The sequence below is a fragment of the Micromonospora chaiyaphumensis genome, assembly GCF_900091435.1.
GTDB classification, from domain to species: domain Bacteria; phylum Actinomycetota; class Actinomycetes; order Mycobacteriales; family Micromonosporaceae; genus Micromonospora; species Micromonospora chaiyaphumensis.
This window is the reverse complement of the sequence record NZ_FMCS01000007.1, coordinates 260829-286846: the sequence shown is the minus strand read 5'-3', so window position 1 is coordinate 286846 and position 26018 is coordinate 260829. Positions and strand designations below refer to the sequence as shown.

Below are 26018 nucleotides of genomic sequence, written 5' to 3'. Positions count from 1 at the left end.
AGGACAACCCCGATGCAGAACGACATTCCCACCGCCGACGACGGCATCGAACCGATCGCGATCGTCGGGCTCGCCGCCCGCCTGCCCGGCGCGGGCGACGTCGACGAGTTCTGGCGCAACCTGGTCGACGGCGTCGAGTCGGTGACCGAACTGACCCGCGAGGAGCAACTCGCCCGCGGCGCCACCCCCGAGGAGGTCGACGACCCCGGCTGGGTGAACCGGGCCCCGCTGGTGGACGGCTACGACGAGTTCGACGCCGGCCTGTTCGGGATGACCGCCCGCGAGGCCGAGATCACCGACCCGCAGCACCGCCTCTTCCTGGAGACCTGCTACACCGCCCTCCAGGACGGCGGCTACGACCCGGCCCGCTACGACGGCGCGGTCGGCGTCTACGCCGGCACCGGCGGAAACACCTACCTGCACCGCAACGTGCTGCGCAACAAGCGGGTCGGCGGCAGCCCGCACGGCGCCGTCTCCCTGGCGACCAGCAACTCGCCGAACTACGTGGCCACCAACGTCTCCTACCGGCTCGACCTGCGCGGCCCCAGCCTGACCGTGCACACCGCCTGCTCCACGTCCCTGGTGGCCTTCCACCTCGCCTGCGAGGCGCTGCGCAACGGCGAGTGCGACATGGCCCTGGCCGGCGGGGTCAACATCGAGCTGCCGCACATCGGCTACCTCGGCATGGACGGCTTCACCTCCCCGGACGGCCGCTGCCGCCCGTTCGACGCCGGAGCCAACGGCACGGTCTGGGGCAGCGGGGTCGGTGTCACCCTGCTCAAGCGTCTCTCCGACGCGATCGCCGACGGCGACACGATCCGCGCCGTGGTCCTCGGCAACGCCATCAACAACGACGGCGCCGGCAAGGTCGGTTTCACCGCGCCGAGCATCGACGGGCAGATGGAGGCGGTCGCCCAGGCGGTCGGCCTGGCGGGCATCGACCCGCGCACCATCAGCTACGTCGAGGCGCACGGCACCGGCACGGCGCTCGGCGACCCCATCGAGATCGCCGCCCTCTCCGCGGTGTACACGAAGGACACCGACGACCGGGGCTGGTGCGGCATCGGCTCGGTGAAGTCCAACATCGGCCACCTCAGCCAGCCGTCCGGCATCGTCAGCGTGATCAAGGCGGTGCTCGCCATGGAGCACGGCCTGATCCCGCCGACCATCAACTACGAGACCCCGAACCCCGGCATCGACTTCGCCGACACCCCGTTCTACGTGGCGAACACGCTGACCAAGTGGGACACCGACGGCGGGCCGCGGCGCGCCGGCGTCAGCTCGTTCGGCATCGGCGGCACCAACGCGCACGTGGTGCTGGAGGAGGCGCCGGCCGCGTACCGGACCGAGCGGCGGGTGCGCCCGGCGCACCTGCTCCAGGTGTCGGCGAAGACCCCTACCGCGCTGGACACCGCGGTCAAGCGCCTGGCCGACCACCTCGAGAGCGGCACCGCGGGAGGGCCGGAACTGCTCGCCGACGTCGCGCACACCCTGCGGGTCGGCCGCCAGCAGTACCCGCACCGCGCCGCCGTGGTCGCCACCGACCTGCCGTCCGCGGCGGCCGCCCTGCGCGACAAGCGCAAGGGGCACCGGGGCGCCGTCGACGGTCCCGCCCCGCGGGTCGCCCTCCTCTTCAGCGGCCAGGGTTCCCAGTACGCCGGGATGGGCGCCGAGCTCTACGCCGAGGACCCGGCGTTCGCGGCCACCGTGGACGAGTGCGCCGAGCTGCTCCGCCCCGAGCTGGGCCTGGACATCCGGGACCTGATCCTCGGCCGCGACCCGGAGGCGCGGGAGAAGCTCACCGAGACCCGCTACACCCAGCCCGCCCTGTTCACCGTCGAGTACGCCCTCGCCACCGCCTGGCAGCGGGCCGGGGTCGCCCCGGCCGCGATGCTCGGCCACTCCATCGGCGAGTACGTCGCCGCCACCGTGGCCGGCGTGCTCACCCTCTCCGACGCGCTGCGGGTGGTGGCCGCCCGCGGCCGGCTCATGCACTCGCTGCCGGCCGGCTCGATGCTCGCCGTGACGCTGGACGAGCCGGCCGTCGCCGACCGGCTGCCCGCGGGATTGTCCGTGGCCACCGTCAACGGCCCGGGCACCTGCGTGGTGGCCGGCGAGACCGCGCTCGTCGAGGAGTTCGCCGCGGGCCTGGGCGGCAAGAACAAGTCCAAGCTGCTGCGCACCTCGCACGCCTTCCACTCGCCGATGATGGACCCGATCCTCGACGAGTTCACCGCGCTCATGGCGAGCGTGCCGCTGCGCCCGCCGGCCGTGCCGTTCCTGTCCAACGTGACCGGCACCTGGATCACCGAGGCGGAGGCCACCGACCCGGCGTACTGGGCCGCGCACCTGCGCCGGCCGGTCCGCTTCGGCGACTGCGTGGCCACGCTGCTGGCCGAGGGCACCTGGGCGCTGGTCGAGTGCGGGCCGGGCCGGCAGCTCGCCAACCTGGCCCGGATGCAGGTCGCCAAGGCCTCCGAGGCGCAGCGGAAGCTGACCCCGCTGGGCAGCCTGCCGGGGCCGGGTGAGCCCACCGGCGACCTGGCCACCCTGCTCGGCAGCGCCGGCGCGCTCTGGTGCGCCGGGGTGCCCGTGAGCCTGGCCGTCGACCCCGACGCCCGGCGGGTGCCGCTGCCCACCTACCCGTTCGAGCGGCGCCGCTACTGGGTCGACGCGGACCCGGTGGAGCAGGTGCCGGCCCCGGTCGAGACCGGGCCCCGGCCGCTGCCGGAGTGGTTCGCCGTGCCGGTGTGGCGGCAGGCCGCCCCGGCGCGGACCGCCGTCCCGCTGGGCCGGTGCCTCGTGCTGGCCGACGGCCCGCGCGGGGAGGCGCTCGTCGCCGCGTTGCGCGCCGCCGGCGACGACCCGGTCGAGGTACGCGCCGGCGACGCCTTCGCCGCCACGGCCACCGGCTTCCGGCTGCGCCCCGGCGTCCGCGAGGACCACGAGGCGCTGGTCGCCGCGCTCGGCGCCGACCTGCCCCGCCGGATCGTGCACGCGTACGCCCTCGACGGCGAGCCGGCCGGCACCGACATCGCCGCGGCCTGGGCCGCCCAGGACCGGGGCTTCTTCAGCGCGCTGCACCTGGTGCAGGCGCTCGCCGGCGCCGGGCTGACCGCCGACGAGGAGGGCATCCGCCTCGACCTGGTCGCGGCCGGCATCGGCGACGTACGCGGCGACGACCTGGTCCGGCCCGAGCACGCCACCCTGGCGGGCCTGGCCCGGGTGCTCCCGGTCGAGCTGCCCGGGCTCGCCGTCCGGCTGGTCGACGCGGACACCGCCGCGCGCGGGGTCGCCGCGCTCGTGGCCGAGCTGCGCGCCCCGGCCGACCCGGAGCACCCGGAGGTGGCGCTGCGCCGCGACCGGCGCTGGGTGGCCGGCTACGAGCAGGTCACCGTCGACGCCGAGGGCGAGCCGGGCGTGCTGCGCGAGGCGGGCCGCTACCTGATCACCGGTGGCCTCGGCGGCATCGGCGTCACCCTGGCCGAGGACTTCGCCCGCCGGGCCCGCGCGAAGCTGGTGCTGCTGGCCCGCTCCGGCCTGCCCGAGCGGGACCGCTGGGACGAGCACCTGGCCGTGCACGGCGGCGCGGACCGCGCCGGCCGGGCCATCGCGGCGATCCGCCGGATGGAGGCGGCCGGAGCCGAGGTGCTGGTGCTCGCCGCCGACGTCACCGACCCGGACGACCTGCGCCGCGTCCGCGAGGCCGCCGAGACGCGGTTCGGCGGGCTGGACGGCATCGTGCACGCCGCCGGCCTGCCCGGCGGTGGTATGGCCGAGATCAAGGACCGGGCGGAGGCGGAGCGGGTGCTCGCCCCGAAGCTGGCCGGCACCCTCGCCCTGGCCCGGGTCTTCGGCGACCTGCCGCTGGACTTCGTGGCGCTCTGCTCCTCGATCACCGCGGTGATCGGCGGCTTCGGCCAGGTCGACTACTGCGCGGCGAACAACTTCCTCGACGCCTGGGCGCGCGCCGGCGCCGGGTTCCGCGCGCCCCTGGTCTCGCAGAGCTGGGGTGGCTGGGCCGAGGTCGGCATGGCCGTGGAGACGAACGCGCCGGCCGCCTTCCGGGCCGCCGGGCGGGACACGGTCACCGCCCCGGTGGACCACCCGGTGCTCACCACCCGGGTGACCGGCCCGGACGGCACCGTGCTGCACGGCCTGGTCTCCGCCGGCACCCACTGGCTGCTCGACGAGCACCGGATCGGCGGGGTGCCGGTGGTGCCCGGCACCGCCCACCTGGAGTCGGTGCGGGCCGCGGTGACCGCCGCGCTGCCCGCCCCGGCGCCGGACGCCGCCGTGGAGCTGCGGGACGTGGTGTTCCTGGAGCCGTTCTCGGTGCCGGACGGCACGGTCGCCCAGTACCGGGTGGAGCTCACCCCCAGCGAGGACGGGGTGGACTTCACCGTGGCCAGCCTGGCCGCCGGCCAGCTCCGTACCCACGTGCGGGGCGCCGCCGGCTGGACCACCGAGCCCGCCCCGCCGGCCGGCCTGCCCGCCGTCGCCGGCCGCCGGGTCGACGACGACGCCTCGTTCGGCCGGGGCCGCACCAGCATGCTCACCTTCGGCCCCCGCTGGGCCGCCCTGGCCGAGCACCACCTGGCCGAGGGGGAGGAGCTGGCCCGGGTCGAGGCGCCCGCCGCCGCGCTGGGCGACCTGCCCTCCTGGGGGCTGCACCCCGCGCTGCTGGACGTGGCCACCGCGTTCGGCCGCGGCCAGGGCTCCGGCACCTACCTGCCGCTGTCGTACGGCCGGATCGTGGTGCGCGGCGCGCTGCCGGCGACCTTCCACAGCCACCTGCGGCACCGGCCCAGCGCCACCGAGGAGGTGGTGGCGGCCGACCTGTCGCTGCGCGACACCGACGGCCGGGAACTGGTCGCGATCAGCGACTTCGTGCTGCGCAAGGTGGACCAGAGCGCGGTCACCGGCGGCCTCGCCGACGCCCCGGCGGCCGCCGAGGCCGCGCCGGCGCCGGTCACCGAGGACATCCGGCCGGTCGACGGTGCCGAGGCGTTCCGCCGCAGCCTCACCGCCGGCCTGGGCGCCCAGGTCGTCATCGCCACCCGCACCGTCGCCGACATCCGGCGGCGCTCGGCCCGGGTGACCACGGACAGCCTGGAGGCGGAGACCGACGCCCCCGCCACCGCGGCGGCCGGCACGGGCGGCGGCTCGGCGGCCCCCTCGACCGAGCTGGAGAAGACGATCGCCCAGGTGTGGCGGGACGGCCTCGGCGTGACCGAGGTCGGCGTGGACGACGACTTCTTCGCCCTCGGTGGCAACTCGCTGGTCGCGGTGCAGCTCATCGCCGCGATGCGCAAGGCCACCGGGGTGCGGCTGCCCATGCGCAGCCTCTTCGAGACCCCCACGGTCGCCGGGCTGGCCGCCCGGATCGAGGAGCTGCGGGCCAGCCAGCCCGCCGACGAACCGGCCGCGCCGGCGGCGATCCCGGCCATCCCGCGGCTGCCCCGCGCCTGACCACGAGAACAAGGAGACACCGCATCATGAGCGACACGATCGCCACGCTCCCGGTGGTCGTCGAGAACGACGGCCGCGCCCTGACCGACCTGATCGCGGCGCGCCGCGCCGAACTGCGGGCCACCCTCGTCGAGCACGGCGGGCTGCTGTTCCGTGGCTTCGACGTCGGCGGGGTGGACGGCTTCGACGGGGTGGTCCGCGCCCTGTCCGGCGAGCCGCTGACCTACACGGAGCGTTCCTCGCCCCGGCACTCCATCAAGGGCCGGGTCTACACCTCGACCGACTACCCGCCGGACGAGGAGATCTTCCTGCACAACGAGAACTCGTACCAGGCGCGCTGGCCGCTGACCCTGTTCTTCTACTGCATCACGGCGCCGCAGACGCAGGGCGCCACCCCACTCGCCGACGTCCGCCGGGTCCACGACCTGATCGACCCGGCGGTACGCGAGGAGTTCGTCCGGCGGCGCTGGATGCTGGTGCGCAACTTCCACGGCGACTTCGGCACCCGCTGGCAGGAGGTGTTCAACACCGAGAACCGGTCCGAGGTCGAGGCGTACGCGGCGGCCAACGGGATCACCGTGGAGTGGGTCGGCAAGGACGGCCTGCGCACCCGGGCCGTGCGGGACGTGGTGCACCACCGGCCCGGCTCGGACACCCCGCGCTGGTTCAACCACGCCACCTTCTTCCACGTGAGCACCCTGCCGAAGGACTACCAGGAGGGGCTGCTCGCCATGTTCGGTGCCGACGGGCTGCCGTCGAACACCTACTACGGCGACGGCGGCGAGATCCCCGCCGACGTCATGGACCACCTGCGCGCCGCCTACCGGGCGGCCACCGTCCGCTTCGACTACCAGCGCGACGACGTGCTGGTGGTCGACAACATGACCGCCGCGCACGGCCGGGAGCCGTTCACCGGCCCCCGCAAGATCGCCGTGGCGATGGCCGAGCCGCACACCCCCGACACCCCTGGAGCGAACTGAGATGGCCGAACCCCGATTCCTGGTCGTCCGCAACGACGAGGAGCAGTACTCGATCTGGTCGGCCGACCGGGACCTCCCCGCGGGCTGGCACGACGCCGGCTTCGCCGGCACCCGCGAGGAGTGCCTGGCCCACGTCGACACGGTCTGGACCGACATGCGTCCCCGCTCCGTCCGCGAGGCCCACTCATGAGTCAGGAGTGGACCTTCCCGGCCTCCTTCGCCCAGGAGCGGGTGTGGATGGCCAACCAGTTCGACGCCGGCTCGCCGGTGTTCAACGTGTCCATCCCGTGGCGCTTCCCGGCCGCCCTCGACGCCGACGCGGTCAGCGACGTGGTCAACCGGGTGGTGGCCCGGCACGAGGCGCTCCGCACTCACCTGCGCGTCGACGACGGCGCGCTCGTGCAGGTGGTCCGGGCCCACGAGCCGGCCCCGCTGCCCACCACCGACCTGCGGCACCTGCCGGAGTCCGAGCGGTTGACCGCGTTCGAGGCGATCCGCGCCGAGCTGGCCCGCACCCCGATCCCGCTGGACACCCCGCCGCTGTGGCGGGCCCGGCTGGTCCGCCTCGACGACGCCTGGGCGCTGATCTTCGTGGTGCACCACGCCGTCTTCGACAGCCACTCGGCGGTGCTGTTCCACGCCGAACTCGCCGCGTTCTCCGCGGCCGCGCAGACCGGCGCCGAGCCCGCCGTGCCCGAGCTGCCCATCCAGTACGCCGACTTCGCGGTGTGGCAGCGCGACCAGCTCGCCGGGGCCGAACTGGACCGGCAGCTCGCCTTCTGGACCGGCCACCTGGCCGGCGCGCCGCCGGTGACCAACCTGCCCCTGGACCGGCCCCGCCCCGCGCAGCTCGGCTTCGCCGGTGACGAGGTGCGCTTCGACCTGCCCGACGGGCTGCTCGACCGGGTCGGCAAGCTGGCGGCCGGGGCGGCGGCCACGCCGTACATGGTGCTGCTGGCCGGCTTCGCGGCGCTGCTGTCCCGGATCTCCGGCGACAGCGACGTGGTGGTCGGCGTCTCCACCGCGGGCCGGGACACCCCCGAGCTGGCCCCGCTCATCGGCATGTTCGTCAACCCGGTGGCGCTGCGCTGCGACGTCTCCGGCGACCCGTCCTTCGCCGCGTTGCTCGGCCGGGTCCGCGACAGCCTGGTCGACGCCATGGAGCACGGGCAGACCCCGTTCCAGAAGATCGTCGAGGCGGTCGACCCGCAGCGCGACCCGTCGGTGCAACCGATCTTCCAGACCGCGCTGAACTACATCCCGGACTCCGGCCTCGACCCGGTGGAGCTGGGCACCACCAAGGACGACCTGGCCTTCGACATCACCGCCGGGGAGTGCCGCCTGGTCTACCGGACCACGCTGTTCGACCGGGCCACCGCCGAGACGGTGGTGCGCCGGTACGTCCGGCTGCTCACCGCCGCCGTGGCCGACCCGGAGCGGACCGTCGCCGCGCTGCCGCTGCTCACCGACGCCGAACGCGACCTGGTGCTGGGCGCCTGGAACGACACCGTGCGGGAGGTCCCGCCGGCCACCGTGGTCGACGAGGTGCAGCGGCAGGCCGCGGCCACCCCGGGCGCCACGGCGCTGGTCTGCGACGGCGTGCCGCTGACGTACGCCGAGCTGAACACCGCCGCGAACCGGCTGGCCCGGCTGCTGGTGGCCCGCGGTGCCGGCCCGGAGGACCGGGTCGCGCTCGCCCTGCCCCGCTCCTGCGAGCTGGTGGTGGCGATGCTCGCCGTGCTCAAGTCCGGCGCCGCCTACGTGCCGGTGGACACCGCGTACCCGGCCGGTCGGATCGCCTACCTGCTGGAGGACGCCGCGCCGGCCCTCGTGGTGGCCAACCCGGACACCGCCGCCCTGGTGCCCGGCGACGCGCTGGTGCTCGACGGCGAACTCGGCGCGGACCAGCCCGGCGGCGACCTGACCGACGCCGACCGGCGCGGCCCGCTGCGCCCCCACCACCCGGCGTACGTGCTCTACACCTCCGGCTCGACGGGGCGGCCCAAGGGCGTCGTGGTGGAGCACCGGGCGGTGACCGCCTACCTGGCCTGGGCGCGGGACACCTACCCGGGGCTGGCCGGCACCGCGCTGCTGCACTCGCCGGTCTCCTTCGACCTCACCGTGACCGGCCTGCTCGGCACGCTCACCGCCGGCGGCACGGTCCGGCTCGCCGCGATCGACGAGCCGGCCGCGCGGGCCGGGGGACGGCCGGCCTTCCTGAAGGTCACCCCGAGCCACCTGCCGCTGCTCGACGGCGAGCTGTCGCCCACCACCGACCTGGTGATCGGCGGCGAGGCGCTCACCGGTGAGCAACTCGCCGGCTGGCGGGCCGCCCACCCCGAGGTGGCGGTCGTCAACGAGTACGGCCCGACCGAGGCCACCGTGGGCTGCGTGGCCGCCCGGATCGCCCCGGGCGAGCCGGTCCCGCCGGGCCCGGTGCCGATCGGCACGCCCACCTGGAACACCCGGGCGCTGCTGCTCGACGCCGCCCTCCAGCCGGTGCCGCCCGGCGTGGTCGGCGAGCTGTACGTCACGGGCGCCCAGCTCGCCCGCGGCTACCACCGCCGCCCGGGCCTCACCGCCGAGCGCTTCCTGCCGTGCCCCTACGGCCCGCCCGGCGCCCGGATGTACGCCACCGGCGACCTGGCCCGCTGGCATCCGGACGGCAGCCTTGACTACCTGGGCCGCCGGGACGACCAGGTGAAGGTGCGCGGCATGCGGATCGAGCTGGGCGAGGTCGAGGCCGCCCTGCTGGCCCATCCGGACGTCCGGGCGGCCGCCGCGGCGGTGCGCACCGACACCGGCGAGCCGACCCTTGTCGGCTACCTGGTGGGTCCGGCCCACGAGGATTCGGTCCGCGCCGAACTGGCCCGCGAGCTGCCCGCGCACCTGGTGCCGGCGGCCCTGGTCCGGCTCGACGGGCTGCCGCTGACGCCGAACGGCAAGCTGGACCGGGCCGCGCTGCCCGCGCCGGCCGCCGCCGCACCGGCCGAGGACACCTACGTGGCGCCGCGCACCGAGGCCGAGTCCCTGGTGTCCGAGGTGTACGCCGAGATCCTCCAGGTGGAGAAGGTCGGCGCCCTGGACGACTTCTTCACCCTCGGCGGCAACTCACTGCGCGGCATGCGGGCGATGGCCCGGATCCGCGCCGAGGTGGACGTCGACCTGCCCATGCGGGCGTTGTTCAGCAGCCCCGTGGTGGCGGACCTGGCCGCCCAGATCGAGCAGCGGATCGCCGCGGAACTCGACGGGCTCTCCGACACCGAGGTCGCCGCGCTGCTCGCGGCGGAAGAGGAAAGCAGCTGATGACCGACCTGAAGGATCCGGCTCGCGAGGCGGCCCGGCAGGCGCTGATCGCCAAGCGGCTGCGCGCCCGCCAGGCCGCCCCCGCGGCCCGGATCACCCCCCGGCCCGCCGGCGCCGAGGTGCCGCTGTCGTACGCCCAGGAGCGGGTCTGGTTCATGGACCAGCTCGCGCCGGGCGAGGCGGCGTACCACATCGCGGTGCCGCTGCGGGTGCGCGGCCCGCTCGACGTCGAGGCGCTGCGCGCGGCGCTGGCCGCGCTCGCCACCCGGCACGAGTCGCAGCGCACCCGCTTCCCGGCCGACTCCGACGGCCGCCCCACGGTGGTGGTGGAGGAGTCCGTCGAGGTGCCGCTGACCGTCGTGGACGCGCCGGACGAGGCGAGCGCGCAGGCGCTCGTGGACGCGGCCGCCGCCGAGCCGTTCGACCTGGCCAACGGGCCGCTGCTGCGGGCCCTGCTGATCCGGCTGGCCGCTGAGGACCACGTGCTCTTCCTCGGCCAGCACCACATCGTCGGCGACGGCTGGTCGGTCGACGTGCTGCTGCGCGACCTCATCACCCTCTACCGGGGCAGCGAGCCGCCCGCCCTGCCGATCCAGTACGGCGACTTCGCCGTCTGGGAGGCCGGCGAGCTGGACGGCCCGCAGGCCCGGGCCCACGTCGACTACTGGAAGCAGCGCCTCGCCGGCATCACCCCCCTCGAACTGCCACTGGACGCGCCCCGCCCGGCCACCCAGACCTACCGGGGCGACTTCGTCGAGTTCCAGCTCGACCCGGCGGCCACCGAGGCGCTCAACGCGCTCACCCGGGCCACCGGCGGCACGCTGTTCATGACGCTGCTCGCCGCGTACCAGGTGCTGCTGGCCCGGCACGCCGGCCAGGACGACTTCGCGGTCGGCGCCTCGGTGGCCGGCCGCTCCGCGCCCGAGCTGGAGAACGTCGTCGGCATGTTCATCAACATGCTGCCGCTGCGGGCCGAACTCGCCGGCGACCCCACCTTCACGGAGCTGCTGGCGCGCACCCGGCGCAGCGTGCTCGACGGCTTCGAGCACGCCGAGGTGCCGTTCGCCAAGGTCGTCCACGAGCTGGGGCTGCCCCGCGACGTCAGCCGCTCGCCGGTGTTCCAGGCCATGTTCGTGCTGCAGAACTACGAGATGGGCCGGTTCAGCGGGGTGTCCCGGGAAGACGAGGTCACCTTCGAGTGGACCCCGATGGAGCTGAAGGCCACCCGGTTCGACTTCGAGCTGCACGCCGTGGAGACCGTCGACGGGCTCTGGGGCAAGCTGGTCTTCAACACCGACCTGTTCACCCGGGACACCGTCGAGCGGATGGCCCGGCGGTGGACCACCCTGCTGGCCGCGATCGTCGCGGCGCCGGACACCCCGGTCTCCCGGCTGGAGCTGCTCCCCGCCGACGAGCGGGCGCTGCTGGCCGGGTGGAACGACACGGCCGCGGACTTCCCGCGCGACGAGACCCTGCACGGCCCGATCGAGGAGCGCGCCGCCGCCACCCCGGACGCGGTCGCCGTCACCATCGAGGGGTGCAGCCTCACCTACGCCGAGCTGAACGCGGCGGCCAACCGGATCGCGCACCGGCTGCGCGCGGCCGGCGTCGGCCCGGAGATCCTGGTCGGGGTCTGCGCGGAACGCTCCGTGGAGCTGGTCGCCGGCCTGCTCGGCGTGCTCAAGGCCGGCGGCGCCTACCTGCCGCTGGACCCGGAGTACCCGGCGGACCGGCTCGCCTTCATGGTCACCGACGCGGACGCGCCGGTGGTGCTGGTCCAGGAGCACCTGCGCGAGGTGCTGCCGGCCACCGCCGCCACCGTGCTCGCCCTCGACGACGCCACGGTCTGGGCCGACCAGCCGAGCACCGACCCGGCGCCCACCGCCGGCCCGGAGCACCTGGCGTACGTCATCTACACCTCCGGTTCGACGGGCCGGCCCAAGGGCGTGCCGAACACCCACCGGGGCATCGTCAACCGGCTCGACTGGATGCAGAAGACCTACGGCCTCGGCGCCGACGACGCGGTGCTCCAGAAGACCCCGGCCAGCTTCGACGTGTCGGTGTGGGAGTTCTTCTGGCCGCTGCGCACCGGCGCCCGGCTGGTGCTCGCGAAGCCCGGCGGTCACAAGGACGCCGGCTACCTGCGCGACCTGCTGGTCGCCGAGCGGATCACCACGGCCCATTTCGTGCCGTCCATGCTCACCGTGTTCCTGGCCGAGGAGGGCATCGAGGCGGCCACCGCGCTGCGCCGGGTGATCTGCTCCGGCGAGGAGCTGCCGCTGGCCTCCGCGCTCGACTTCACGGCCCGGCTGCCCTGGTGCGGCCTGCACAACCTGTACGGCCCGACCGAGGCGGCCATCGACGTCACGGCCTGGCACTGCGACCCGGCCCGGCTGGCCGGGGTGACCGGCGTGCCGATCGGCGCGCCCATCGCCAACCTGCGGCTGCACGTGCTCGACCCGGCCGGCGCGCAGTGCCCGGTCGGGGTCGCCGGGGAGCTGCACATCGGCGGCGTCGGGCTGGCCCGCGGCTATCACAGACGGCCGGCGCTGACCGCCGAGAAGTTCGTCCCCGACCCGTGGTCCGGCGAGCCGGGCGCCCGCCTCTACCGCACCGGTGACCTGGCCCGCTGGGTGGTGGGGCCGGACGGGGCCGGGGTCATCGAGTTCCTGGGCCGGATCGACCACCAGGTCAAGCTGCGCGGCCTGCGCATCGAGCTGGGCGAGATCGAGAGCGCGCTGCGCGAGCAGCCCGCGGTGACCGAGGCGGCGGTGATCGTCCGCGAGGACAGCCCCGGCGACAAGAGGCTCACCGCGTACCTGGTCGGGGAGGCCGAGCATGCGGCCCTCAAGACCGCGCTCAAGGAGACCCTGCCGGAATACATGGTGCCGGCCGCGTTCGTCACGCTCGACGCGCTGCCGCTGACCCCGAACGGCAAGCTCGACCGCAAGGCCCTGCCCGCGCCCGTGGTCACCCGCGAGGCGTCGGTGGCGCTGGTCGAGCCCCGCGACGACACCGAGCGCGCGCTCGCCGCCATCTGGTCCGAGGTGCTCGGCGTCGACATGCTCGGCATCGACGACGACTTCTTCGACCTGGGCGGGCACTCCATGCTCGCCACCCAGGTGGTCGCGAAGATCCGCAAGGCGGAGCTGGGCGGCCGGGCGGTCGGCGTCATGGACCTGTTCCAGCAGCGGACCATCCGCGAGCTGGCCGCGTTCATCGCCGGTGACGCCGCCGAGGCCGGCCCGCGCCGGCTGCTCTACGAGCTGACCAAGCCGATCCCTGCCGCCCAGCGGGTGCTCACCTACGTCTGCGTCCCGTACGGCGGCGGCAGCGCCATCGTCTACCAGCCGCTCGCCGACGCGCTGCCGGCCGGGCACGCGCTGTGGTCGCTGGCCATCCCGGGCCACGACGTCGGCCTCAGCGAGGACGCGCTGCCGTTCGACGAGCTGACCACGCGGGTGGCCGACGAGATCCTGGAGCGGGTCGAGGGGCCGCTGGCCCTCTACGGCCACTGCGGTGTGGGCAGCGCCATCGTCGCCGAGGTGGCCCGCAAGGTGGAGGCGGCCGGGCGGGACCTCGACGCCGTCTACATCGGCGCCATGTTCCCGTTCGCCCGCCCCAAGGGCCTCTTCGCGGCCGCCCGCAACCGCCTCGAACAGCTGCGCAGCAACAAGCACTACGCCAGCTGGCTCAAGTCGATGGGCGTGGACACCGACGAGCTGGACCCGGAGCAGGCCGACCGGATCATCAGCAACATGCGGGCCGACTCCCGCGCCTCGGAGGAGTACTTCACCCGGCTGCTCGACCAGCGGGCCACGAAGCTGCGCGCACCGATCATCTCGGTGGTCGGCTCCGAGGACCCGGTCACCGACTACTACCGCGAGCGGTACGCCGAGTGGCAGTTCCTCAGCGACACCCTCGGGCTGGTGGTCCTCGACCAGGCCGGGCACTTCTTCCTGAAGTACCGGGCCGAGGAACTGGCCGAAATCGTCACCCGGGTGCATCCGGCCGTGGTCGCCGGCGACATCGGGGACCTGACCCCGCAGGCCCGGGGCGAGGACGCCGGCTGGGCGGTCCTCGACCACCTCCGGGTCGGCGCCGAGGAGCGGCCGGCGACCACGACGGTCAAGCCGAGCATGGCCCGCTTCCTGTCGATCACCATCGGGCAGCTCGTCTCCAGCACCGGCTCGGCGCTGACCGCGTTCGCCCTGCCGATCTGGCTGTTCAACCGGACCGGTTCGGTGGCCGACCTCGGCCTGCTCTGGGCGCTGGCACTGATCTGCGGGGTGCTCATGCTCCCGGTGGCCGGCGCCATCGTGGACCGGGTGAGCCGACGGCGGATCATGATGCTGGCCAGCTCCGTGGCCGGGTCGATCCAGTTGGTCCTGGCCACCCTGCTGTGGACCGACAACCTGGTGCTCTGGCACATCTACCTGCTGGTGGCGCTCAGCTCGGTCGCCGGGTCGTTCCAGCGGATCGCGTTCCAGTCCGCGGTGCCGCAGCTCGTGCCGAAGCGCTACCTTGGCCACGCCATGGGCATCACCCAGCTCTCCACCGGCGTGGCCACCCTGCTCATGCCGGTCTTCGCGGCCGGCCTGCTCGCCGCGATCGAGCTGAAGGGCATCCTGCTCATCGACGTGGCCAGCTACGTGCTCGCCGTGCTCACGCTCGCCCTGGTCCGCTTCCCCGACCTGCTCGGCTGGCGGCCCCGGGAGCGGCTGCTGGTGGCCATCGCCAACGGCCTGCGCTACTCCTGGCAGCACCGCGGCTTCCGGCTGATGCTCGGCTACTTCGCGCTGGGCAACATCTTCCTCGCCCCCGCCCTGGTGCTCACCACCCCGCTGGTGCTGTCCTTCGGCAGCCCGACCCAGGTGGCCCAGGTGGCGCTCGCCGAGGCGGTCGGCGCGGTGGCCGGCGGCGTGCTCATGTCGCTGTGGGGCGGGCCGCGCCGGCGCCGCATGATCGGCGTGCTCATCGGCAACCTGGGCACCGCGATCGGCTGCGTGCTGATCGGCCTGGACGCCTCGCTCGCGATGATCTGCGTGGGCATGTGCTGGCTGGCCATGTCGATGACCACTGCGCAGTCCATCTACGCGACCATCGTCCAGGTCAAGGTGCCGCAGCGCTTCCACGGCCGGGTGTTCAGCCTCAACCAGACCATCGCCTGGTCCACCCTGCCCATCGGGTTCGCGCTGCTCGCGCCGGGCGCCACCGCCCTGTTCGAGCCGATGCTCGCCCCGGGCGGGGCGCTGGCCGGGTCGGTGGGCGCGGTCATCGGCACCGGTCCGGGCCGTGGCATCGGCTTCGCGTACGTCTGCTTCGGGGTGATCCTGGTCCTGATCACCCTGGGCGGCTTCGCGATCCGGCTGCTGCGCCGCTTCGACCTGGAGGTCGAGGACTCCCTGCCCGACGACCTGATCGGCGCGCAGGAGCGGGAACGGCGGCTCGCCGCCCGGGCCGCCGAGCGGGAGACGGTGGCGGTCTAGGCCGGTGGGGGCCTCCGGCGGCAACCGGAGGCCCCCACGCTCACCACTGCTCCGGCGGGTCGGCCACCTCGTCCTCGGGCAGTTCCGCCGGCTCGGCCACCCACGCCGAGTAGACCGGCAGCCCGTGCCACGGCCCGCCCACGTCGTCGGTGGCCACCGCCACCACCGCGTACGGGTGCCCGAAGCGCAGCTCCGCGACCCGGGCCACGCCCTCGGGCGGCAGCCCGGTCGCCACGGCGAACGCGGTCACCGCGGCGGCCTCGAAGCCGTACCGCCCGAACCGTGCCACCGCCGACTGCACCGCCTCGAACGGCGGCTCGGCCAGCCCGAGCAGGGCGCCCAGCGCCCGCGCGGCCCCGTCGAAGCCGAACCCGGCCGGGTTCAGGTCGTGCCGGCTCTCCGCCGACCAGCAGGGCAGCACCGCCACGGCCCACTCCTCGCGGCCGTCCCGGGCGAACGTCCGGGTCGGCTCCTCCCGCACCGTCCACAGCGGCGTCTCGCCCAGCGGCAGGTCGAACAGCGACCGCCGGCCCGGCTCCATCCCGGCCGGGACGGTGGCCGCCGTCGCCGCGAGGTCCTGCGCGGCGGCCAGCACGTCCGCCGCGGGCACCTCCGGCGCGGCGGCCACCGACACCACCAGCAGCCCGGCGCCGCCGTCCGCCGGTCGGGCCGGCGCGGCGTGCACCGCCACGTCGCCGGCCCGCTCGGTGGTCGCCACCCAGCAGCGGTGCCCTCGCGGGGGTGTCCGCAGCACCCGCCGCAGGCGCCCCGCCCAGGCGCTGCCGGCCCCCAGCTCACCGGCCGGCGCCACCCGGAACGGGTCGGCCCAGGACACCCGGGTGGCCAGCGCGCTGGCCAGGATCAGCAGGGTGTCCGGCGTGACGGTGACCGGGAACCGCTCGATCAGGCCGGCGGTGCGCTCCCGGGCCCAGGCGTCCAGCGCCGCCTGGTCGGGCAGCGGGCCGCGCTCGGTGCGCTCGGGCAGGCCGGCCCGCCAGGCGGCGAGCTGCTCGAAGGGGGTCCGCTCCCACAGGGCGGTGGCCGCGGCGACCAGCGGGTGCGGCTCGGCGAGCAGCGCGCGGGCCGCCGCGGCGGCGTCGTCCGCGTCGGCGCCGAGCGCCTCGGTGAGGGTCGCCCGGGCCTCGCCGGTCGCCGCCGGCCCGGTCAACGCGAGCAGCAGCCAGGCGCCCAGCGGCGAGGCGACGTGGTGGGCGTCGCCGGCGGCCCGGTGCAGCCGCTCGGCGTAGTGGGCCAGGGGTTCGTGGAGAGGGTTCACCGCTCCACTGTGCCGGTCGGCGGCCCGTCCGGCACGCCGGTCAGGACCACAGTTCGAACGGTTCGTCGATCTCCTCGCCGGCCAGGAACGCCGGCAGCAGCTCCGGCAGCCGCCCCGGGTAGCAGCGGGGTTGCTCGGCCACCACGTCGGCCACCGGCCACCAGCGGAACCCGAAGTAGTCCTCCACCTCGTAGTCCAGCCGGTCCGCCTCGTCCACGTCCGGCCCCGGCCCGGGCAGCCGTACCGGAACCACCACCTCGTCCTGGAGGTGCCGCCGCTGCCGGTGCCGGAAACTGGCCCGCCGCCGCCACGTCGGCGCACCCACCTGGGCCGGCGCGACCACGATGCCGGCCTCCTCGCGCAGCTCGCGTACCGCCGCCTCGAGGTAGGTCTCCCCGGGGTCGAGCCCGCCGCCGGGCAGCTCCCACCAGGTGCCGAGCCGGGGATGGTCCGGGTCGCGGGTGTGGAACAGCAGCACCCGGTCGGTGGCGTCCAGGACCACCAGCCGGACCGCCTCCCGCTCGAACAACGGCAGGTCGTCGGGCAGCTCCGGATCCACGGCACTCCCTTCGTCGGGGCGGTGGCGACCGGCCGGGCCTGCGATGATGGCGATCATGTCGCAACTCTTCGGCGAGGTGGCCGGCGCCTACCACGAGGCCCGCCCAGGCTATCCGGCCGAGATCGTCGCGGCGATCCGCGCCTACCACGGCGGCACGCCCGAGCTGCTGGCCGAGGTGGGCGCCGGCACCGGCCTGGCCACCACCACCCTGCTCGGCCTCGGGGCGCCGACCACCTGCGTCGAGCCGGACCCCCGGATGGCCCAGGTGCTGGCCGCGCGCTTCCCCCAGGTCGAGGTGGTGACCGCGGCCTTCGAGGACTGGACCCCGCCGGCCGGCGGCGTGCCGGTGCTGGCCTGCGCCATGGCCTGGCACTGGCTCGACCCGGCCACCCGCAACCGCCGGGCGCACGACGCGCTGCGTCCCGGCGGCACGCTCGCCGTCTTCGGCCACCGCTACGACTACGTCGACCCGGGGCAGCGGGCCGCCATCCGGGCGGCGTTCGAGTCGGCCGACCCGCGCCAGCAGCACGACCGCCCCGACGACTGGTTCCGCGCCGACATCGCCGGCAGCGGCCTCTTCACCGACGTCCGGGCCCCGGTCTTCCGCCGGGACCTGCCGCTGGACACCGCGGCCTACCTCCGGCTGGTCGGCACCTTCTCGCCGCAGCTGCGCCGCCCGCCCGAGCTGCGCGAACGGGTGCTCGGCGCGGTCGGCGCGGCGATCGACGGGTTCGGGGGCATTGTGGTCCTCGACCTCCGCACCACCCTCGTCCTGGCCCGCCGGGCCGCCTGACCCGGTCGGCGCCGGCCGGTGCCGGCGCGAGCGTCACACGGCGTGCGCCTCAACCTGGCGGCCGAAGGTGACGGCTTCGCGGACGAGTCGAGGCGCCTTCTCGGCAAGCTGCGGATCCGGGCGTGCTCCCAGCGCGTCGTTGACGGTGGAGAACGCCAGCCGGAATGCGATCCACGTCGTCGCCTCGAAGATCTCCTGGTCGTGGAGACCCGCGTCGCGCAGGCGCTGCACATCGGCCTCGGTCGTGGCATTCGGATCCTGGACGACCTGACGGGACCAGGCGGCCAGCGCGTTCTCCCGCTCGGACAGGTCGGCGTCCACGCCCCGCAGCACCCGTGCGGCGGTCGCCTCGTCGCTGAGTTCGGCCAGCCTGGTGCCCCAGGCCAGCGCGCAGTAGGCGTCGTCGCGCGCAGCCGCGGTGGCGGCGACCAGCACGGCGAGCTCCCTCGGCGACAGGCCGGAACCGGCCAGGAGGTCAGCACGCACCGCCTGGAAGGACGCCAGCACGTCCGGACGCCAGCACCAGACCCGGGTGAGGTTGTTGACGTAGCCGTCGGAGGTGAGATCGCCCTCGTAGGCGGCGGTCACCGCCGGGCTCTGCGGCGGATCGGCGAGGAATGCGGCCGGACGGTTCATCGGGCCAGTGTGCGGCAGGTGGCGATCACGCAGTGACCGATCAACGACAGTTCGGATGTCACCTTGTTCTCCCGTCGTTCCGGCCGGGTCCGGATGTCGCCGAGCGTCATCCCTCGGGGTCGCGCAGTGACGTCGGGGACAGCAGCGGCTGGAGCAGGGCGTCCTCGACGATCCCCGGCGACCGCCGCGCCACCCCCGCGAGGAGGTCGGCGACCTGGACCCGTGGATCGTCGCGGGAGTCGACCATCACGAGCCCGGCCAGCGGCGATGTTCCGGCCGGCAACGCCCCGGCCTGGTCGGCGTCCGCCGCCGGCGGTCCGCAGTGGTCGGTCAGCGCCTGCCGAAGACGGGTCAACCGGTCGGCCGTGAGGGCGCTCTGCTCGTCGTGGGTCACCAGCACCTGCCGCCGGCCGCCGCTCCAGGACAGCACCGTTTCCGCCAGCGCCGGCAGCATCGGTTCCAGCGGTGGGGGGATCGACCGGTCCTCGTTGTCGAGCCGGGTCACCACGGCCCAGACGTGGGTCGGGTCGAGCGCGGTGAGGACGGCGGCGGCCGGTGTGCCGAGGCCGGTGCCCAGCAGCGCGTCCCGGGCTGCGAAGAACCGCTGCACGGCCCGGGGATCCGGCTGCCGCCGTTTGGTCCGGACCAGGTCGACGAAGGCCCCGAGGAAGACATCCCAGTCGCCGCCGGCCGAGCGGCCGGCCCGGTACAGGGCGAGAGCGGGCGGACGCTGATCCTGCGTCAGCCGGGTGCCGGCCGCGTACACCGGCTCGAACAGCAGCAGGTCGACGACCCTGGTGACGAGGAAGAACTCCTTGTCGACCAGGTGCACGGACGCGCGGCCGGTCAGCGCACCGAGGAACCACTCCCGCGCCTCGGCCGCGCCCGGGCCGCGGAGGAACTGCCCGGACTTGAATTCGTGCGGCGAGAACCGGAACCCGGACCGCAGCGTCGTGATCAGCTCGACGGCCTCGTCCACGTCCAGGTCGACACCCGCGTGCGTGATCACCGGGGCGGTCGAATGGAGCAGGTTGGTGCCCGAGAACCCCGACTCGTCACAGGCGATCTCGACGACGGCGCCGGCCACCGCGTCGATCGGCGGGAGCCCGCCCTGAAGCGGCGTCCTCACCTCCGATCTCCCACCATGCCGACCATGGTCGGTCGTGCACCACCGTCGAACAACCCAATTGCGCTCGGGACGGAGGGCATCGCGTCAGTCCGGGTCGGCGTCGACCACCTGGGCCACCTCGGCCGGCAGCGGGTACGGCCGCTCGACCGGCAGCAACGCGGCCGCGCCGGGCTCGTCGCCGGCGGTGAGGCGGGCGTGCACCGCCCGGGCCAGCGGCGTGATGTCGGTGAGGCCGACCAGCCATTCGTCGACGTAGCGGCGCGCCGCGTCGCCGGCCAGCCCCACCTGCACCGACCGGTACGGCAGCGGCGCGAGCCGCAGCGAGCGTTCCGGGTCCCACTGCACCCGCACCGGGCTGGTGCGCAGCTGCCGCCGCCAGCTCTCCCGGTCCGGGTGCCGCCGCGGGTCGTAGCCGCTGAGGCAGGCGTGCGCGAGCGCCCACTCGAAGCCGGCACGGGTGATCTCGACCGCGAGCACCCGTTCCTGGCCGGGCTTGAGGGCCCAGCCGCAGCGGTACATCATCCACCGGAACGAGGGCTTGATCCAGGTCATCCGCTCCCGCTTGAACGGCGGCACGAACCGGCCGGCGGCCAGCGCCGCGTCGGCGATCTCCGGCCGGTACGCCTGGTAGACGGTGACGGTGTCGGCGGTGAAGGCGGCCCGGACCTGGTGGCGGGGAACGGTCACCGGGGCATCGTCGCGGAGCACCGGCCCTGGCGGCCACCGGTTTCCCCGCCGTGTGCGTGCCGGGGCCGGAGGATAGGCTGCCCGCCGTGGCAGGTCTGTTGAGGAACGTGGCGTCCCGGCTCGGCCGGATCGCCGGGGGCGCGGCGTCGGCGCCCACCCGTACCGCCCGGCCGATCCCGGCCCAGGTCGCCCGGCGCCGCCAGGTCACCGCGTTGCAGCGGCGTGAGCTGGCGTACGCGCCGGAGCTGGACGGCCAGGCGGACCCGGGCGAGATCGTCTGGACCTGGGTGCCCTACGAGGACGACCCCCGCCAGGGCAAGGACCGCCCGGTGCTGGTGGTCGGGCGGCAGAGCCGCACGCTGTTCGGGCTCATGCTGTCCAGCCAGAGCGAGCGCGACGGCCAGCGGCACTGGCTGGCGCTGGGCCCGGGGGAGTGGGACCGGGACCAGCGGCCGAGCTGGGTCCGCCTGGACCGGGTGCTGACCATGCGCGAGGACAGCATCCGCCGCGAGGGCGCGGTGCTGGACCGGCGCCGGTTCGACCGGGTGGGCCAGGCGCTGCGGTCCGGCTACGGCTGGCGCTGACGGCGGTTCAGCACTCGCCGACGAGCTGGCGGGCCGCGCGGGCGGCGCCGACCGTCTTCGCCTGGTACATCGCGGCGTCGGCCCGGCACAGCGCGTCGGTGAGCTGGGTCGGCCCGTGCACCGGGGCGAGCCCGACCGAGGCGGTCACCCGCACGCTGCGGGCGCCCAGTGGGATCGGTGCGGCGAGCGCCTCGCAGAGCCGGCGGGTGGCGTGCTCGATCCAGCGCCGGTCCACCGTCGGGCTGACCAGCAGGCCGGCGAACTCGTCGCCGCCGAGCCGGGCGACCAGGTTGTCCCCGGCGAACGCGGCCAGCCGCTGCGCCACGCTGACCAGCACCTGGTCGCCGGCGGCGTGCCCGTAGCGGTCGTTGACCTGCTTGAAGTCGTCGAGGTCGAGCACGATCGCCACCAGTGGCTTGCCGGCGGCGTCGGTGAGCAGGGTGGCGGCCAGCCGGAAGAAGGCCCGCCGGTTGGGCAGCCCGGTGAGGGGGTCGTGGCTGGCCGCGTGCCGCTCGGCCGCCAGCTCGGCGTGCAGCAGCTCGATCTCGGCCTCGGCGCGCAGCGCCCGGCGGCGCAGTTGCCAGGCGGACAGCAGGGCGCCCGCTGCGGAGATGCCGGAGGCGACGGTCATCGGATCCGGCACGCGCCCTCCCTCACCGCAGTCCCGGCCTCGCCGGACGGTGCCGGGCCGGACCTGTTCTGTCTGCTCGCAACCGGGATCCGGGTAACCGAACGTGAACGTCCGGGTACACCGCACGTGCGATATCATGCTCGCTGTCCATTGCAGATGCAATAGCAGATGCACGTGCATCTCCGTCCTCAGTCGACAGCCCCGTCGCCACCCACCGCTCCTCCCCGCGGCACCGGCTGGCTCTTCCCGCGAAGGACGCCCCAATGCAACACCCCCCGAACGGCGTACCCACCACCGAGCTGCCGCCGGTGCGCTGGCAGAAGAGCCGGCGCAGCAACCCCAGCGGCAACTGCGTCGAGCTGGCCGAGCTGCCCGACGGCGGCGGTATCGCGGTCCGCAACTCCCGCCACCCCGACGGGCCGGCGCTCATCTACACGGTCGACGAGATCGCCGCGTTCGTGCTCGGTGCCCGGGACGGCGACTTCGACCACCTGATCGCTCGCCCGCCGTCCCGCTGACGGGACCGCATCCTCCGTCCGGGGGAGTTCACCTCACTGTCGGTTCATGGCATGCTTACTCCTCGGCCGGGCTGGGGCGTCCGGTCAGGACAGTCGGCAGAGGACGGTCAGGTGACGACGGTGCCCGTCGAAGGAGGCCCGGCCAGCGGCCCGACCGTGCTGCGCATGCTGCTCGGGGCGCAGTTGCGCAGGCTCCGGGAGGGCGCCGGGGTGAGCCGGGAGAGCGCCGGCTGGGAGATCCGCTCCTCCGAATCGAAGATCAGCCGCATGGAGCTGGGCCGGGTCGGCTTCAAGGAGCGCGACGTCGCCGACCTGCTCACCCTCTACGGCGTCACGACGCCCGACGAGCGGGCGGCGCTGCTGCGACTCGCCCGCGACGCCAACAGCCCGGGCTGGTGGCACCGCTACGGTGACGTGCTCCCCGCATGGTTCCAGTCCTACCTGGGGCTGGAGGCCGCCGCCGCGCTGATCCGCACCTACGAGGTGCAGTTCGTCCCGGGCCTGCTCCAGACGCCGGCGTACGCCCGGGCCGTGGTCCTGCTCGGCCACCACGGTGCCCCGCCGGCGGAGATCGACCGGCGGGTGAGCCTGCGGATGGAGCGCCAGGGGCTGCTGCGCCGCAGCGACCCGCCGCAGCTCTGGGCGGTGCTCGACGAGGCGGTGCTGCGGCGGCCGGTCGGTGGCCCCGCGGTGATGCGCGAGCAGGTGGACGCGCTCATCGCGGCGACCGCGGCGCCGCACGTCCGGCTCCAGATCGTCCCGTTCGACACCGGCGGGCACGCCGCCGCCGGCGGCGCCTTCAGCATCCTGCGCTTCGGTGACCAGGACCTGCCCGACATCGTCTACATCGAGCAGTTGACCAGCGCCGTCTACCTCGACAAGCGCGACGACCTCGACCACTACGCGGGGGCGATGGAGCGGCTCTGCGGCGAGGCCGCGCCGCCCGAGCGCACCCCCGAGCTGCTGTCGCGCATCCGCGACGAGCTCTACCCGGCCTGATCGCGCCGGTTTCCCGTTGACGCCCGCCGCGCGGCGGAGTAGCTTCTGAATCGATACAGTACTGAATCGATCCAGAAGGGCAGAACGGTGAAGCCGACCCTGCAGGACGTCGCGAACGCGGTGGGCGTCTCCCGCAGCACCGTGTCCAACGCCTACAGCCGGCCCGACCAGCTCTCCGCCGCGCTGCGGGCGAAGATCCTCGACGCCGCGCGCCGCCTCGGCTACCCGGGCCCCGACCCGACCGCCCGCTCGCTGCGCCGCGGCTTCGTCGGCGCCATCGGCGTCCTGTTCACCTCCGAGCTGTCCTACGCCTTCACCGACCCGTTCGCGGTGCGCTTCCTCGCCGGCGTCGGCGAGGTGGCCGAGCGGCACGGCGCCAGCCTGCTGCTGGTGCCGCTGCCCCGCGAGCGCGACCGCGCCCGGGCCGCCGTGGACAACGCCGCGGTCGACGGCTTCTGCGTCTACTGCGTGGGCGACGAGGAGCACGTCCTCGGGGCGATCCGCGACCGGGGGCTGCCCCTCGTCACCACCGCCCCCGAAGCGGCCGCCCCCGCCGACCGCTTCGTCGGCATCGACGAACGGGCCGCCGCCCGATCCGTCGCCGCCCACGTCGCCGGCCTCGGGCACCGGCGGGTGGCCCTGCTCGGCGACACCGTGCTGCCCGACGCGCCGCCCGGGCCGCTGCGGCTGGCCGGCCCCGGCGACGCCCCCCGCCCCACGACCCACGGCCGCCTCGCCGGCTTCGCCGACGCGTTCGCCGCCGCCGGCGTCCCGTGGCCGGCCATCACCGTGGTCAACGCCGCCGGCAACAGCCGGGCGGCCGCCGCCGCGGCCATCGCCCCGGTGCTGGCCGGGGACGATCCCCCCACGGCCGTGCTGGCCTGCTCCGACGTGCTGGCGCTCGGGGTGCTCGACGCGGCCGGCCCGCACCCGGGCCTCTCGGTCACCGGCTTCGACGACATCGCCGAGGCCGCCGCCGCGGGGCTGACCACCGTCCGGCAGCCGGCCGAGGAGAAGGGCCGGCTCGCCGCCGCACTGCTGCTGGAGCCGCCCGCCGACCCGGCCGACGGCCACCTTCTGCTCCCCACCGACCTCGTTGTCCGGACCTCGACCGGTCCCGTCCCCAGGAGTTGACCATGGAACACTCCACCGGTTTCGTCCTCGCCGTCGACGCCGTGACGCGGCACGTGAACTCCGCCCGTCCCGACGCCCCGGTCCGCCCCGACCGGCCGCGCGCACCCCGGCTGGCACCCACCCGGCTGGCCGCCGCGGCGGCCCTGCGCCGCCTCGCCGACCGGATGGAACCCCGCCCGGCGGCCCGTCCCAGTTGCCCGTCCTGACCCACGGCTGGTGGTCGGCGCCACCCCGTTCGGCCCCGGAACCGCCCGATCGGCACCGAACCGGGCACCGGGTTGGTGGGCCGGCCCTCCGGCCAGGCAGACTGGACCACCATGTCGCCGTTCACGCCGTCGCTGCGCCTGCACGACCGGTACGTCCTGCGCGAGCGCATCGGGCTCGGCGGGATGTCCGAGGTGTGGCGCGCCGACGACGAGGTCCTGCACCGCCCCGTCGCGGTCAAGGCCCTCGCCACCCAGCTCGCCGCGGACCCGCAGCTGCGCGCCACCATCCAGCGCGAGGCCCGCGCCGCGGCGCGGCTCACCCACCCGCACGTGACCCAGGTGTACGACTACGGCGAGGCCACCCTGCCCGACGCCTCGGTGGTGCCCTACCTGGTCATGGAGCTGGTCGAAGGGCAGACCCTCGCCGACCGGCTGACCCGCGGGCCGCTCGCCTGGCCCGAGGCCGTCCGGCTGGCCGGCCAGGTCGCCGCCGCCCTGGCCGCCGCGCACCGGATCGGTGTGGTGCACCGCGACATCAAGCCCGGCAATGTGATGCTCACCGAGACCGGGGCCAAGGTGCTCGACTTCGGCATCGCCACCCTGGCGGGCCCGCGGCACCCCCTGGCCGGGCAGACCGGCGAGCTGTTGATGGGCACCCCGGCCTACTTCGCGCCGGAACGGATGACCCCTGGCCCGGCGAACCCGGCCAGCGACGTCTACGCCCTCGGCGCCCTGCTCTACCGCACCCTCACGGGGCGCGCCCCGCTGCCCGTGCAGACCTGGGACGACGTGCTCGACGTGCAGGCCCACCGGCCCTCCGTGCCGCCGCTGCGCATCCCCGGCCTCCCCGCCGACGTCGCCGAACTCACCCTGGCCTGCCTGGCCGTGGACCCGGCTCGGCGCCCCACGGCCGCCCAGCTCGCCACCCGGCTCGGCGCCGGCCAGCCGGCCGACCCGCCGACCGCGATCCTGCCCACCGTGCCCCGGCCGGAACACCCGCCGACGCTGATCGAGCGGGCCTCCCGCCCGGTCCCGCCGCCGCCCGCGCGGCCGGCCGCCCGGTCGAACCGGCTCCTCGGGGCGCTGGTCGCCGCCGGGGTGGTGCTGCTGCTCGCCCTCGTCGGCACGCTGCTGCTCGACCACGACTCCGGCACGCCGACGGGCACCGGGCCGGTCACCGGCCTGTCCACCGACCCGTCGACGGGCACGCCGGCCGACGAGCCGAGCCCGTCGACGCCGTCCGGGCCGGCCACGTCCAGCCCCGCCGACGCCCGGCCCGCGCCGGTCACGCTGCGCCAGCTCGCCGCCCAGTTCGCCGACGTCGTCGACCAGGCCGTAGCGGACCGCAGGATCGACCGGAAGACCGCGAACGACCTGCGCGAGAAGGCCGCCGAGCTCGACCGCGGCAAGCCCAAGGATCGGGCCAAGCGCATCGACGACCTGCGCGAGCGGATCGACGAGCTGGCCGAGGACGGCAAGCTCGACGACGGCACCGCCGCCGCCCTCCAGGACCTGCTCGACGCCTACGCGGGGCTACGCGGGGACGGCCGGGGCGAGGGCTGAGCCGCCCGCCTCCGGTCAGCCGCACCGGTTCGGGCCGGTCGGCAGGCAGGGGTTGG

General features: G+C 75.1%; 18 protein-coding genes. 12 read left to right on the top strand and 6 right to left on the bottom strand.

The features are described from left to right. Window positions 1-12: 12 nt before the first annotated feature. From GA0070214_RS20625 to GA0070214_RS20605, 5 genes are read left to right on the top strand one after another with little or no spacing between them, the layout of a single operon-like run. Window positions 13-5472 (top strand): type I polyketide synthase, encoded by a 5460-nt coding sequence (locus GA0070214_RS20625; protein ID WP_091266333.1) that lies wholly within the window; start codon window positions 13-15, stop codon window positions 5470-5472. A 26-nt stretch (window positions 5473-5498) separates the two neighbouring features. Then, window positions 5499-6452, top strand: coding sequence for a TauD/TfdA family dioxygenase (locus GA0070214_RS20620; RefSeq protein WP_091266329.1), 954 nt, complete (start codon window positions 5499-5501; stop codon window positions 6450-6452). 1 nt (window position 6453) lies between these two features. Then, window positions 6454-6642 (top strand): MbtH family protein, encoded by a 189-nt coding sequence (locus tag GA0070214_RS20615; protein WP_091266326.1) that lies wholly within the window; start codon window positions 6454-6456, stop codon window positions 6640-6642. Continuing rightward, the gene (locus GA0070214_RS20610) at window positions 6639-9758 is read left to right on the top strand and encodes a non-ribosomal peptide synthetase (RefSeq protein ID WP_091266322.1); all 3120 of its coding nucleotides are present in this window, start codon (window positions 6639-6641) and stop codon (window positions 9756-9758) included. The genes GA0070214_RS20615 and GA0070214_RS20610 overlap by 4 nt, the downstream gene beginning before the upstream one ends. Continuing rightward, complete coding sequence (locus GA0070214_RS20605; protein WP_091266319.1) at window positions 9758-15247, top strand: non-ribosomal peptide synthetase/MFS transporter; 5490 nt, start codon at window positions 9758-9760, stop codon at window positions 15245-15247. Before GA0070214_RS20610 ends, GA0070214_RS20605 begins: the two co-directional genes overlap by 1 nt. Window positions 15248-15287: 40 nt before the next feature. Here GA0070214_RS20605 and GA0070214_RS20600 read toward each other — a convergent pair whose 3' ends face one another. Both GA0070214_RS20600 and GA0070214_RS20595 read right to left on the bottom strand, forming a co-directional pair. Next, window positions 15288-16523 carry a serpin family protein gene (locus GA0070214_RS20600; protein ID WP_091266315.1) on the bottom strand — a complete coding sequence of 412 codons (1236 nt, stop codon included), beginning with the start codon at window positions 16521-16523 and terminating at the stop codon, window positions 15288-15290. A gap of 40 nt (window positions 16524-16563) precedes the next feature. Beyond that, a complete protein-coding gene (locus GA0070214_RS20595; protein WP_091266312.1) occupies window positions 16564-17139 on the bottom strand; it encodes an NUDIX hydrolase in 576 nt (191 codons plus the stop codon). On the opposite strand from GA0070214_RS20595, the gene GA0070214_RS20590 reads away from it, so the two are divergent. After that, complete coding sequence (locus GA0070214_RS20590) at window positions 17138-17875, top strand: class I SAM-dependent methyltransferase (RefSeq protein WP_167364304.1); 738 nt, start codon at window positions 17138-17140, stop codon at window positions 17873-17875. The genes GA0070214_RS20595 and GA0070214_RS20590 overlap by 2 nt on opposite strands. 33 nt (window positions 17876-17908) lie before the next feature. Here the strand turns inward: GA0070214_RS20590 and GA0070214_RS20585 are convergent, their stop codons facing one another. From GA0070214_RS20585 to GA0070214_RS20575, 3 genes are all read right to left on the bottom strand, one after another. Continuing rightward, on the bottom strand, window positions 17909-18511 hold the full coding sequence (locus GA0070214_RS20585) for a carboxymuconolactone decarboxylase family protein (protein ID WP_091266306.1): 603 nt from the start codon (window positions 18509-18511) through the stop codon (window positions 17909-17911). A 106-nt stretch (window positions 18512-18617) separates the two neighbouring features. Beyond that, a complete protein-coding gene (locus GA0070214_RS20580) occupies window positions 18618-19640 on the bottom strand; it encodes a hypothetical protein (protein WP_091266303.1) in 1023 nt (340 codons plus the stop codon). An 84-nt stretch (window positions 19641-19724) separates the two neighbouring features. Next, window positions 19725-20327, bottom strand: a complete 603-nt coding sequence (locus tag GA0070214_RS20575; protein ID WP_208602839.1) for a DUF4291 domain-containing protein — start codon at window positions 20325-20327, stop codon at window positions 19725-19727. A gap of 86 nt (window positions 20328-20413) precedes the next feature. On the opposite strand from GA0070214_RS20575, the gene GA0070214_RS20570 reads away from it, so the two are divergent. Then, window positions 20414-20911, top strand: a complete 498-nt coding sequence (locus tag GA0070214_RS20570) for a type II toxin-antitoxin system PemK/MazF family toxin (RefSeq protein ID WP_091266297.1) — start codon at window positions 20414-20416, stop codon at window positions 20909-20911. Between the two features lie 7 nt (window positions 20912-20918). Here the strand turns inward: GA0070214_RS20570 and GA0070214_RS20565 are convergent, their stop codons facing one another. After that, window positions 20919-21554, bottom strand: coding sequence for a GGDEF domain-containing protein (locus GA0070214_RS20565; RefSeq protein WP_167364303.1), 636 nt, complete (start codon window positions 21552-21554; stop codon window positions 20919-20921). Window positions 21555-21805: 251 nt separating this feature from the next. Here GA0070214_RS20565 and GA0070214_RS20560 point away from each other — a divergent pair, with 251 nt between their 5' ends. The 5 genes from GA0070214_RS20560 (at window position 21806) to GA0070214_RS20540 (ending at window position 25962) form a co-directional block, all read left to right on the top strand. Continuing rightward, a complete protein-coding gene (locus GA0070214_RS20560) occupies window positions 21806-22060 on the top strand; it encodes a DUF397 domain-containing protein (RefSeq protein ID WP_091266292.1) in 255 nt (84 codons plus the stop codon). A gap of 111 nt (window positions 22061-22171) precedes the next feature. Continuing rightward, the gene (locus GA0070214_RS20555; protein WP_091266289.1) at window positions 22172-23059 is read left to right on the top strand and encodes a helix-turn-helix domain-containing protein; all 888 of its coding nucleotides are present in this window, start codon (window positions 22172-22174) and stop codon (window positions 23057-23059) included. A gap of 87 nt (window positions 23060-23146) precedes the next feature. Then, the gene (locus GA0070214_RS20550) at window positions 23147-24193 is read left to right on the top strand and encodes a LacI family DNA-binding transcriptional regulator (RefSeq protein ID WP_091266286.1); all 1047 of its coding nucleotides are present in this window, start codon (window positions 23147-23149) and stop codon (window positions 24191-24193) included. A gap of 2 nt (window positions 24194-24195) precedes the next feature. Then, a complete protein-coding gene (locus GA0070214_RS20545) occupies window positions 24196-24399 on the top strand; it encodes a hypothetical protein (RefSeq protein WP_091266283.1) in 204 nt (67 codons plus the stop codon). A 111-nt stretch (window positions 24400-24510) separates the two neighbouring features. After that, complete coding sequence (locus GA0070214_RS20540) at window positions 24511-25962, top strand: serine/threonine-protein kinase (protein WP_091266280.1); 1452 nt, start codon at window positions 24511-24513, stop codon at window positions 25960-25962. Window positions 25963-26018 lie beyond the last annotated feature (56 nt).